Source organism: Lysinibacillus sp. G1-3, assembly GCF_056322905.1.
This window is the reverse complement of sequence record NZ_JBWHYQ010000066.1, coordinates 1-431: the sequence shown is the minus strand read 5'-3', so window position 1 is coordinate 431 and position 431 is coordinate 1. Positions and strand designations below refer to the sequence as shown.

The following is a 431-nucleotide window of genomic DNA, read 5'->3' as shown; positions in this document are numbered from 1 at the left end:
ACATTATGCCATACATTTTACATTATCTAAAAGTTTGCAATTCAATTTATTTAATTAAAATTAATCGTGCAATATAACGATATTGTTAGACTTAATAGAAATTATGGCATGCAATTTCAAATATGCTATACAATATAAAGAACAATGTGATATCATATTTAAATAATAGAAGATTAGCTTAGAGAGGTCGTAAGGCATGGATAATGAAAAAGGATTGTTAATCGTTTTATCAGGACCATCTGGAGTAGGTAAAGGTACTGTTAGAAAACGAATATTTGAAGATCCAAGTACATCATATAAGTATTCTATTTCAATGACAACACGTCAAATGCGTGAAGGTGAAGTTGATGGCGTAGATTACTTTTTTAAAACTAGGGATGCGTTTGAAGCTTTAATCAAAGATGACCAATTTATAGAATATGCTGAATATG

At 29.0% G+C, this 431-nt stretch carries 1 protein-coding gene; it reads left to right on the top strand.

Annotated elements, in window-relative coordinates:
- Positions 1–196: 196 nt before the first annotated feature.
- The coding region (locus tag ACVYAD_RS25140) for a nucleoside/nucleotide kinase family protein (protein WP_476428300.1) at positions 197–431 on the top strand (235 nt) is incomplete at its 3' end.